Raw genomic sequence first — 11,230 nt, forward strand, 5'->3', positions numbered from 1 at the left:
ACATGCAACGGTCACAAACCGAGCGCGTCGCAGACGTGGTTTCGGCCACACGGCAAGCTGCCGATTCAACTGACGAATTCAACGATTGGCCGACTATTGAAGATATGGGACATTGAGATCGGTTTTACGAACGTCGCTGCGGCCATCAGGAAGAAGGACTCGACATGGTTAAGGTTTTCTTGGTCGATGACCATGAGGTCGTCCGTCGGGGCCTCGCCGATCTGCTCGCGTCTGATCCTGACCTCGAAGTCGTAGGCGATGCCGGTTCGGTGTCCCAAGCGATGGCACGGATACCGGCGGCTCAACCCGATGTCGCCGTGCTTGACGTGCGTCTTCCGGACGGCAATGGAATCGAATTGTGCCGCGACTTGCTGTCCGAGCTGCCGGAGCTGCGGTGTCTGATGCTGACGTCGTTCACCTCCGATGAAGCCATGCTCGAGGCGATTCTGGCAGGAGCCAGCGGTTACGTCGTCAAGGACATCAGAGGTATGGAACTGGCTCAGGCGATCAAGGACGTAGGTGCCGGCAAATCATTGCTGGATAACCGAGCGGCAGCGGCGTTGATGGCTAATCTCCGGGGCGCCGCGGCGCACAAGGATCCATTGGCTGGCTTGACCGAGCGAGAACGAACGCTGTTGGAACTGCTCAGCGAGGGCCTGACCAACAGACAGATCGCTGCACGAATGTTTCTGGCCGAAAAAACGGTGAAGAACTACGTATCTCGGGTGCTGGCCAAACTGGGCATGGAACGGCGGACGCAAGCCGCAGTATTCGCATCGAAGTTGGATCGACGTTCTGCTCCGCCGAGCACCGCCATATAAGACTTTTGGTGTGCCGCAAGGCCAGACATCTCAGAACCAGAAATCGTCCGGCTCGTGAGCCAACGAAGGTCTCATGTCTATCTGGTTGGGGACTAAAGCCTCACGACCGGCAGACGAGTTCGGCCATAACGTTTTGCTGACTGAAGGAGATCGAAATGTCGCACAGCGTGAAGCGTTATGGCATCGTCGTCGGGGTTGACGGATCGGCTGCGTCATACGCCGCCGTCAGTTGGGCAGCGTATGAAGCCGCAATGCGGAATGTCCCACTGACGCTTGCTTTTATGTTCAAGCCGTTCGTTCAGACGTATCCGCAGATACCGATGCCGCCTGGAGTCGCCGAATTTCAGCAAGAAGACGGGCGAGAGGCGCTGGAACAGGCGGTCAAGATCGCCAAAGATGCCGTTGCGGCTGACCAGAAGATCGCAATTGCAAGCGCGGTGAAGTGCTCGCCGCCGGTGCCGACGCTGGTCGAGATGTCCGACGAGGCCGAGATGATCGCCGTTGGCTCCAACGGCCGCGGCGCGGTGGGCCGGATATTACTGGGTTCCGTCAGTTCGGGCGTGGCGCGCAGCGCGAGGTGTCCAGTCGCGGTCATCCGCGCCGAAGCGTCGCTGCTGCCGCACCCCAGTCAAGCCCCCGTCGTCGTGGGAATCGATTGCTCGCCGGTGTCCGAGTTGGCCCTGGCGATTGCCTTCGAGGAAGCGTCGTTTCGTGGTGTTCAGCTGACGGCGTTGTACGCGTGGAGTGACGCCGCCGTATACCAAGTGCCATGGTTTGACTGGCCGTCGGAGGCGGAGCGGAGCCTGGCCGAGTATCTGGCCGGCTGGCAAGAGCGCTATCCCGACGTAAAGGTGCGCCGGGTCGTGGTTCTAGATCACCCGGGACGGGCGTTGATCGAAGAGTCGGAGTCCGCGCAGCTCGTGGTCGTGGGCAGCCACGGCCGGGGCGGTGTGACCGGGATGCTGCTGGGCTCGGTCAGCAATGCCGTCCTGCATTCGGTCCATACGCCGGTGATCGTGGCGCGTCCGTCCAAGTAGGTCGTTGGTTAGACCGCGCTATGGTGCGAAATCAAACGCCCGAAGGAGTTGGTGTGACGTCGAAGTCGACTGCCGGCCTTTGGATCTCGCGGCTGCGCTGGTTCGTTGAACCGGCGCTCGTCGTGTGCACGGTGGGTGGTTTGGCCGTCGGTGGAATCGCCTGGCTGGCCGGTTGGCGCGGCGTCGCCGACGGCTGCTGGATCGCTGCCACGGCACTCGCGATCGTCCCGGCGCTGGCGTGGGTGTTGGTTGCGTTGCGCAGCGGACGTCTCGGCGTCGACGTTATCGCGGTGCTGTCGCTGGTCGGCGCCCTCTTGGTTGGCGAATATCTTGCCGGCGCATTGATTGCGGTGATGCTTGCAAGTGGTCGCGCGCTGGACGCCGCAGCCGAACGTCGTGCGTCACGGGATCTGCGGGCGCTGCTCGAGCGTGCGCCTCGGTTCGCACGGCGACGTATTGGGGCGCGGGTCACGGCGATACCGGTGGCGGATGTAGCCGTGAACGACATTGTGGTCGTCGGGCCCGGCGAGGTGGTGCCGGTGGACGGGCGCGTTGTCGATGTCGTTGCCCTGCTGGATGAGTCGGCGTTGACAGGCGAACCGCTTCAGGTCGAACGGGCGGTCGGCGAACTTGTCCGTAGCGGTGTTGTCAACGCCGCCAGTGCCTTTGAACTGCGCGCCACCGCGACCGCGGCCGACAGCACATATGCCGGCATTGTGCGCTTGGCTCAGCAGGCCGGTGCCGATGCTGCGCCTATCGTGCGGTTGGCCGACCGCTTCGCGGCGTGGTTTCTTCCGCTGGTACTGGTGCTGGCCGGGGTGGCATGGTTGGCGAGCGGGTCAGCTGTCCGAGGGGTTGCGGTGCTGGTGGTGGCTACTCCATGTCCGTTGCTACTGGCCGCGCCCGTGGCGATTGTCTCCGGTTTGTCCCGGGCGTCCCGCGCGGGCGTCGTCGTCCGCGGCGGAGGTGCGTTGGAGAAGCTGGGCCACGCAACGACTTTGGCGATGGACAAGACCGGCACCTTGACGACTGGCCGTCCGGCGGTCATCGACGTCGTGGCCGCGCCTGGCCGCGTCGTGACCGCGATACTGCAGTTGGCCGCTTCGGTCGATCAGCTGTCGCCGCATGTATTGGCCGAGGCCATCGTCACTGAAGCGCTCAACCGAGGTTTGCAGCTGTCGCTGCCCACCAATGTGGTCGAGGAGCCGGGCCGCGGTGTGACCGCGACCATCGACGGGCACCGAGTCACCGTCGGTAAGCTGCCGGGCGACAGCGTGACAAGCACGTGGGCGCGAGCCGCGCTCAATCGCGCCCGACTGGACGGCGCGGCGATCGCCTGGGTATGCGTCGACGACCAGCCGGCGGGTGCGGTGTTGTTGCGGGATCCGTTGCGCAGGGACGCGCCGCGCACCGTGCGGAGATTGCGTCAGGCTGGCCTGAACCGGTTGATCCTGCTCACAGGCGACCGAGCCGAGCCAACCCGGGAGGTCGCCGCCATCCTGGGCCTGGACGAGGTCTATACCAACCAGACCCCTGCGGACAAGTGCGCCGCCGTCCGTGCTGAAACCGACCGAGCAATAACGGTCATGGTGGGTGACGGCGTCAACGACGCTCCCGCGCTGGCGGCGGCCACAGTCGGGGTGGCAATGGGCGCACGTGGAGCCACCGCGTCCTCGGAGGCGGCTGACATTGTCTTGACCACCAACCGGCTGGAGCGGCTGGCCGACGCAATGGACATCGCCCGATGGTCACGACGCATCGCCATGCAAAGTGCCGTCGCCGGCATGACCTTTTCGTTGTTGGCCATGACGATCGCCGCGCTCGGATATTTGCCGCCCGCAGCGGGCGCGCTGCTGCAGGAGGGCATCGATCTCGCGGTGATCCTCAATGCGCTGCGGGCAATGCGTGCTAACCCGGACACCGTGCGGCAGTTGGCCGAGAGAACCGAGCAGCTGCTTCTCCGCTTCGCCGCCGAACACGACCAGCTCCGCGACACCGTTGGATTGCTGCGCACGACTGCCGATCGGCTGGTCGCCGGGCCGGAAAGCGCCGCACTGGAGTCGCTCACGGCCGCGCATACGTTGCTGACCGAGCGGATCCTGCCTCACGAAATAGCGGAGGAAACTCAGCTTTATCCAGCCCTCGCAGGCCCACTGGGCGGGAGCGAGGCCACCGCCACGATGAGTCGCATGCATGCGGAAATCCGACGGCTTTCCGATCGTATCGGCACCCATCTGGCGCTGGCGCAGGCGGCGGGCGCGGTACAGCAAGACCAAATGGATGACCTGCTGGCCTGTCTGTACGGGCTGTATGCGCTACTACGGTTGCACTTCGTCCAGGAAGAAGAGAGCTACTTCACCCTCGCAGAGTATGACGACGAGGTCTCCGAAAAACTGTCCGCTCAAGGGCAGCCGGGCTCGAAAGCCGCAGCGACTACATAATTCCTCCTAGACCGGACTGTCGCGGGCGTGCCGGCCGATACAACGAAGGTCTCAGGTCTATGCGGTTGGGGACTAAAGTCTCACGACCGAAGACCGCACGGAGCAATAGCGTTGGTGGCGACTGAGGAGAAAGAAATGTCTACCACCGCCAAGCGTTACGGCATCGTTGTAGGGGTCGACGGTTCGGCCGCAGCTAATGCTGGCGTCTTTTGGGCGGCTCGAGAAGCGGCGATGCGGCATCTCCCGGTGACATTGGTCCATATGGCCAAGATTGCCGGAGACGCTGTGCCGCGCACCCGGAAACTCACAACGTCGTGTCAGCTGAAATGTTCGCCTCCGGTGCCGACGCCGACCGAGATGTCCGACAAGGCGGAAATGGTCGTCGTAGCCTCCAACGGGCGCGGCGGCATGAGTGGCATGTTGCTCGGTTCGGTCAGCAACGCCGTCGGCCACTCCATCACTACCCCGCTAATCGTGGCGCGCGCGAATTAAAGTCATGGAGGCCACGATCGCCGCCGACGCATCCGCCGATATACCGATGGCTGCGGCGCCCTACGCCGACGTACGCGAAACCCACACGGGTTTGGTGATATTGGCCGCTGATCGCGCATACAAGGCGAAGAAACCGGTGTTAACGGACTTCCTGGATTTCCGCACCCCCGCGCAGCGCGAACGTGCATGCCATCGCGAAGTCGAGCTGAACAGCCGGCTCTCTCCTTCCAGCTACCTTGGGGTGGCGCATCTCAGCGATCCCTCCGGAGGTCCTGCCGAGCCGATCGTCGTCATGCGGCGTTATGACGACCGTGACCGGTTGACGTCCATGGCTACAAGCGATCACCCTGGCATTTTAGGTGTGCTGGACACCATCGCCGGCGTGCTGGCGCGCTTTCACGGGCGTGCCGATCGCAGCCCGTTGATTGACTGCCAAGGCAGCGTAGACGCGATCGAGCGACGCTGGCGCGATAATTTGTCAGAGATCCAGCGCCACGTGGGCATGGAGATTTCGGGAGTCTCAGACGAGACGATCGAGCAGATCGGGCGCCTCGCCTCCAGCTATATCGCCGGCCGGGCACCTCTTTTCGCGAACCGGATCGAAAATTATTGCATTGTCGACGGCCACGGCGATCTGCTCGCCGATGACATTTTCTGGGTGAACGGTGCGCCAGCTCTGCTCGACTGCCTGGAATTCGACGACGAACTCCGGTACGTCGACTGCATCGATGACGCCGCGTTCCTCGCGATGGACCTGGAGTTCTTGGGCCGCAAAGACCTTGGTGACCACTTTCTCGAGCGCTACGTTGCCCGCTCCGCCGAGACAGCCCCCTCTTCGCTGCTGGATTTCTACATCGCCTATCGCGCTGTCGTGCGGGCAAAGGTCGACTGTGTGCGACTGTCGCAGGGAAATCAGGAAGCCGCCGCAGATGCCATGCGGCACTTCGCCATTGCAGCCGGGCACCTGCAGGATGGGGCGGTTCGGCTGGCCCTCATCGGTGGAGGGCCGGGCACCGGAAAGTCGACCCTTGCGCATGCGCTCGCGAAAACCACTGGAGCACTGATTATCTCAACAGACAATGTCCGGCGCGAGTTGCGGGATTCGGGCGCCATCAGCGGGGACCCGGGCATCCTGCATAGCGGACTGTACAGCCTTGACAACGTCGCGACCGTGTATGAAGTAGTGCTGCGGCGAGCGCATCGGTTTTTAGGCAGTGGGCAATCCGTAATTCTCGACGGCACGTGGCGCGATCCCGGAATGCGCGCAGCTGCCAGGAACGTTGCGGCACAGACGCATTCGGCCCTGGTGGAACTTAGGTGCTCAGCGGCGACTGCCGCAACTGCCGAACGAATCACCGCAAGGCAGCCCGGTAACTCGGATGCGACACCGGAGATTGCGGCAGAGCTGGCGGCCCGGCACGACCAGTGGGATACCGCGCACCGGCTGGATACTTCTCGGCTGCTCGAGGACTCGCTGCGAGAAGCTCACGAAACTTGGCGTCGAGCGATGTAAAAGGAGTAAGAAATGTCAACGAGTACGCGCGCGACGAACTACGTCGCGAACATATCGAAATTGCGTCTCAGCAATGCCGAAGAGGCCGGCGGCAAGGGTGCGAACATGGGCGAGCTGGTAGCCGCAGGGCTCCCGGTTCCGCCTGGGTTCGTCTTGATGCGCAGCGGCTATCTGGCGGCGATGCAGGCGGGCGGGGTTGACACCGAGCTCGCCGCCCTGCACCGCGAGGCGCTGGCCCAAGTGGACAACAGTGCCCGCCTGGCTGAACTCTGCCAACGAATGCAGAGCCTGGTAATTAAGGCGGGTGTCAGCGATGACGTGCGCGACCAACTGCTCCATTCGTATCGAGACCTGGGCGCGAACTGCGTTGTGGCCGTGCGGTCTTCGGCGACCGGCGAGGACGGCCGCGACGCGTCGTTCGCCGGGATGAATCAGACGGTTACCAATGTGACCGGTGAGGATGCGCTGATCGACGCCGTCACGCGATGCTGGGCCTCACTGTTCACCCCGCGGGTGGTCACCTACCGCGCCAGCCGCGGTTTCCTCGCCGATCCCGCGATGGCCGTGGTCGTCCAGCAGATGATCGCGTCCGAGCAGTCCGGGGTCGCGTTCACCACTGACCCCAGCACGGGGCAGAAAGACCACATTGTGATCGAAGCCGCTCTGGGCCTCGGCGAGGTCGTGGTGTCGGGAAAGGTCCAGCCGGACACGTACGTCGTCGCCAAAAAGACCCTGAAAGTACTCGACGTAAAAATCGGTTATCAGGCATTCAAGATCGAGCGCGGTCCGGACGGCCACGACATCGTCGTGGAATTGGATCCTGCACAGGCGAAAGGGCGCGTCCTGGATGACGACTCGCTCCGCCGTATCGCCGAACTTGCAATCGCCACCGAAACGCACCATGGTTGCCCACAAGATATCGAATGGGCAATCGCCGCCGGCGAGACGTGGTTGGTGCAAGCCAGACCCATAACCACCCTGGGCCACGACACATCCGAGGATTCGCAAAAAGCCAGTGCGCTGGTTCGCGGACTGCCGGCGGCGCCCGGTACCGCGTCCGGTCGGGTACGGGTGCTGCTTACCACGCAAGAGGGAAATCGCTTGCATGACAACGAAGTTCTGGTCGCTCCGATGACCAACCCGGACTGGCTGCCGGCTATCCGGCGCGCGGCGGCGTTGGTGACCGAGACCGGTGGTATGACCTGCCACGCGGCCATCGTGGCCCGCGAGCTCAGGGTTCCCTGTGTGGTGGGTGCTCGTGGCGCGACCACTGCGCTGCACGACGGCCAAATGGTCACCGTTGACGGCGGTCGGGGAAACATCACGGCTGGACGCACCGAGCCCAAGGTGATGGTTTCGGCCGTCCAGCAGTCGGTGGGGGCTCCTGCGGTCATTACGACGGGCACCAAGATCTATGTCAACCTGGCCATGCCCGATTCGGCTGAGGCTGTTGCCGCGCAAGATGTGGACGGAGTGGGGCTGCTGCGCGCTGAGTTCATGCTTACTCAAGCACTTTCCGGACGACACCCGCGCGATCTCATCGCACAGGGCGAGCAGGACGTACTCGTCGATGCCATGGTGGCGTCCATCGGCCGCATCGCTTCGGCTTTCGGTACCAGGCCGGTCATCTACCGCGCTACCGACTTTCGCAGCAACGAGTTTCGTGGCTTGCGCGGCGGCGAAGAATATGAGCCCGTCGAACACAACCCGATGATCGGCTATCGCGGTTGCTACCGGTACATCAAAGAGCCTGACTTGTTCGGGTTAGAGTTGGCCGCATTGGCCCAGGTGCGCGAGCGCAATCCCAACGTGCATCTGATGATTCCGTTCGTCCGGACGCGGTGGGAATTAGAGGCCTGCCTGTCGCTGGTGGATGCGAGTCCGCTGGGATCTCAGCGCGGTTTGCATCGCTGGGTAATGGCCGAGGTCCCGTCGGTAATTTACTGGCTGCCTGAGTACATCGGTATGGGTGTGGACGGAGTGTCCATCGGCAGCAACGACCTCACCCAGCTAGTTCTCGGGGTTGACCGTGATTCCGACACATGCGCCGAACTGTTCGACGAATCCGACGGCGCAGTCCTCGATGCGATCGGTCGCATCATCGCGATAGCGCGCAAACACGGCATCACCTCGTCGCTCTGCGGTCAGGCGGCATCGACCAACCCGACTTTTGCCGAGCACCTGGTCCGCATAGGGATTACCTCGGTGTCAGTCAACCCGGATGCGGTCGCCGTCGCCAGGCGGACAGTTGCCGCGGCCGAGCGCCGGGTCCTACTGGAGTCAGCGCGAGCAGACAAGTAAGTCTGTCGGCAAGGAGGTGAGGCGCTGCGTCGGCATTGGCCGGTAGTGAAAGCTTCGGGCGAGAGGGCAAGCGCGCCGTCCGTGCCCGGCTAGCCGGCGCGGATGCAGACGGTCGCGATACCCGGCGCCATTCAACTTGTGGTGTTGAACAATGCCGCCGGCAAAATCCAGTCGCCGATGCGTCCCTTGCCGTCGTTCGCCGTCATGATCTCGACGAACCGGCGCGATCGCCCCGGACGTCGGCCAACAGGAAGTTTCGGGACAGATCGGGCGGGCCGTCTCCAGGCCACGCGACGGTGTCGATCACCCAAGACCCGACACATGTCCGGCGGACCCGTCCATACTCAGGTCGCTGACCTGCTGAATCTCTCCGGACCGACACAAACGGTGAATAAACAATGACCGGCACATTCAGCGGGACCGAAACCCCCCTGCCCAGTGCCCCCGGCACGACTCGAACGTGCGACCTAGGGATTAGAAGGTACTCGCCGCGTCCTCGTGCGCCTGCACGTTTGGGCTGGTCCGCAGACTGCTAGTTAACCGGAGGGCCAACGCGGCCAGCTGTTTCGTGCGCGAGCACGTGACTACGGTACGGCTATGGGTTGACTCCGGTACGGGCCCAATTCGCCCAACACGCCGGGGTGACGCCGGGGTCGCGGAGGGCCGGGGAGCGGTGCCTAAGCCCGCCCAAGCTGGCTTAGGCGAGGCATGTCGACATCCAGCAAACACGCTGGACTTCCTACAACCGCAACCGTGCTGCGCAGGTGGTCGCTATGGGTCGTCGAGACGCCCGCGGCGCTAGGCGAGCGGTGGGTTGTCCCTCAATCCTTGTGGAGCAGAAGGCTCGTCAGGGACTTTCTCGGCCCCTTCCGCACCCGCCGCAACATAGTTCTCGAACGGATCGGGTGGTTTGTCATCCTTGAACATGCCGAGGTGCGCACTCGGCAGCCACATCTTCGATGGCCAGTCTTCCTTTGTGTAGCAAGCTTTGCAGAGTTCGTGTAGTTCATCGGCACTGCCACGCCGCTCAAATTTTGCGTACGCTTGATGCACGGGATCCTGGTGCTCGACGTCGATCGCGACTACCGGGTAGGGCTTGCCGCTCCAAACTCCTTTGAGCTCAACGAAATCGAGCAGTTGAAGGTCGTCGACTGGGTACTGCTGACGACCTTTGTTCACGTGCAGGCTGAACATGGCGAATGCCACTTCGACCGACAGCGTGAAGTAACGCTCCGAGCACTTGCTCAGAACCCGGAATCCGGTGTCAAAGCTGGGGCCGAAGTAGTCGTACAAGTACTTCAGATCGTCCCTCGCCGTCTGCGCTGCGGCATTCCTCAACACAACATCGCCGTCGGAGTCCTCATATTCGGGCAGGCGCGGGATGCTGGAATAGCTGTCTGGGCCAGGGAATGTGGCGATGAAGGCACCGCCTTTCGTGCCCATCGGTGTGTCCTTGAGGTTGTCCTCGCGATACTTGCCGATCGCGGTTGTCCATGCACGCACGGCGTTGTAGACGTCTGCTTCGGAGCCCACTGCGCATGAGTAGATCAGCTCGTCGCCGATTGGCTTCCAAAGCTCGAATTTCAGGTCGCTGACCCTAGGGTCGGTCGCAGTGATGGTCGCGATTTGCTGCGGGAACTCGCGATAAAACTGGAGGAACACCTTCTGCCAAGGTGTTCCACCTGGTTTTCTCGGCAGCTGCTTGAAGTTCGTCGAGCCCGTGAGGTCGCACGACAAGAAGATCTTCGAAACGGTCTCGCCCGTCTCGGCGCTCACTAATGCGAGACGGCTTGAGCGCGAACTTCGGCGGCCTTCGGCGACACGTCAAACCGCGCGGCGAGCTTCCAGTAGTCGTCTCCGAGTTCGCCGAGCGCCTTGCGAAAGAGATCGGCCGGCATGAGTAGAGCGGATGCGAAGACATCCGCTTCAGTTTCTGCCCGATCATCGGAGCCTCTGCCGAACGTGATCTCTACCTCCAAACCGGGGTATTGATAGTGAAGGAAGTAGTGGCCGATTCCGCGCGCCGTGATGAACCTGTCTCGTCGCGATGAAGTGAAGTGCGGTACGAACACCGTGAAGTCGCCCGGGGATTTCACGTAAAGCGACTGATGATCGTCCGTGGCGTAGGCAACCTTGCCGCCAAGGATTGTTAAGAGACCATCGATGTCAGTCGGCCTCTGGTCGTCGAAGACTTTGTGATAGTTCCCGACTTGCTCTGCGTAGTCCTCGATCGCCCTGTTGCTCAGCAGTGACGGCTTGAACTTCTCGAGGGTGGCAAACAATCCACTCACCAGCCTTCCGTCAGTGTCTAGCTCCGCAAACCATCTTAGGTGGAGGAGATGTAATTCTAACGCTCGGACGCGCGGATGCGCGGTCATAGAGAGCGAAGCCGCGCGCCCACGCCTTTGTGACTACCGACACTTGACCCCGATTTGTCGATATGAGCTTAAGCGGCTCCAGTCAACATGGAATCAGGTGGTCCGACTGGTGGTCGATTCTTCCGCACCACGGACTCATAATCCGTTGGTCGCGGGTTCGAGCCCCGCCCGCCCCACAACCTGTTTGTGCAGCTAGATGCCTATTTTTGCGTCGCCCTTCCCGCCACGGTTTCGGCCGGAAACGGCG

At 62.6% G+C, this 11,230-nt stretch carries 8 protein-coding genes and 1 tRNA gene; 7 read left to right on the forward strand and 2 right to left on the reverse strand.

Annotated elements, in window-relative coordinates; genetic code table 11:
* The first annotated feature begins 164 nt into the window (after positions 1-164).
* The 6 genes from A5791_RS00570 (at position 165) to ppsA (ending at position 8,605) form a co-directional block, all read left to right on the forward strand.
* Complete coding sequence (locus A5791_RS00570) at positions 165-821, forward strand: response regulator transcription factor (RefSeq protein ID WP_067229250.1); 657 nt, start codon at positions 165-167, stop codon at positions 819-821.
* Positions 822-976: 155 nt separating this feature from the next.
* Positions 977-1,858 carry a universal stress protein gene (locus A5791_RS00575; protein ID WP_067229254.1) on the forward strand — a complete coding sequence of 294 codons (882 nt, stop codon included), beginning with the start codon at positions 977-979 and terminating at the stop codon, positions 1,856-1,858.
* A 53-nt stretch (positions 1,859-1,911) separates the two neighbouring features.
* On the forward strand, positions 1,912-4,299 hold the full coding sequence (locus tag A5791_RS00580; RefSeq protein WP_369827991.1) for a heavy metal translocating P-type ATPase: 2,388 nt from the start codon (positions 1,912-1,914) through the stop codon (positions 4,297-4,299).
* Positions 4,300-4,434: 135 nt separating this feature from the next.
* Positions 4,435-4,791: a universal stress protein gene (locus A5791_RS25675; RefSeq protein WP_082966657.1), complete on the forward strand. Its 357-nt coding sequence runs from the start codon at positions 4,435-4,437 to the stop codon at positions 4,789-4,791.
* A 4-nt stretch (positions 4,792-4,795) separates the two neighbouring features.
* Positions 4,796-6,304, forward strand: coding sequence for a bifunctional aminoglycoside phosphotransferase/ATP-binding protein (locus A5791_RS00590; protein ID WP_082966658.1), 1,509 nt, complete (start codon positions 4,796-4,798; stop codon positions 6,302-6,304).
* Positions 6,305-6,316: 12 nt separating this feature from the next.
* Positions 6,317-8,605: a phosphoenolpyruvate synthase gene (ppsA, locus tag A5791_RS00595; RefSeq protein WP_067229266.1), complete on the forward strand. Its 2,289-nt coding sequence runs from the start codon at positions 6,317-6,319 to the stop codon at positions 8,603-8,605.
* 798 nt (positions 8,606-9,403) lie between these two features.
* On the opposite strand, the gene A5791_RS00600 is transcribed toward ppsA, so the two are convergent.
* Complete coding sequence (locus tag A5791_RS00600) at positions 9,404-10,381, reverse strand: hypothetical protein (protein WP_067229268.1); 978 nt, start codon at positions 10,379-10,381, stop codon at positions 9,404-9,406.
* On the reverse strand, positions 10,381-10,887 hold the full coding sequence (locus A5791_RS00605) for an ImmA/IrrE family metallo-endopeptidase (RefSeq protein ID WP_197504567.1): 507 nt from the start codon (positions 10,885-10,887) through the stop codon (positions 10,381-10,383). The genes A5791_RS00600 and A5791_RS00605 overlap by 1 nt, the downstream gene beginning before the upstream one ends.
* Positions 10,888-11,079: 192 nt before the next feature.
* Between A5791_RS00605 and A5791_RS00610 the strand changes: the two genes are divergently transcribed.
* Positions 11,080-11,159: transfer RNA gene (locus tag A5791_RS00610), tRNA-Ile, on the forward strand.
* Positions 11,160-11,230: the final 71 nt, after the last annotated feature.

Origin of the sequence: Mycobacterium sp. 852002-51163_SCH5372311, assembly GCF_001667115.1 — a bacterium.
In the GTDB taxonomy this organism is placed as follows: domain Bacteria; phylum Actinomycetota; class Actinomycetes; order Mycobacteriales; family Mycobacteriaceae; genus Mycobacterium.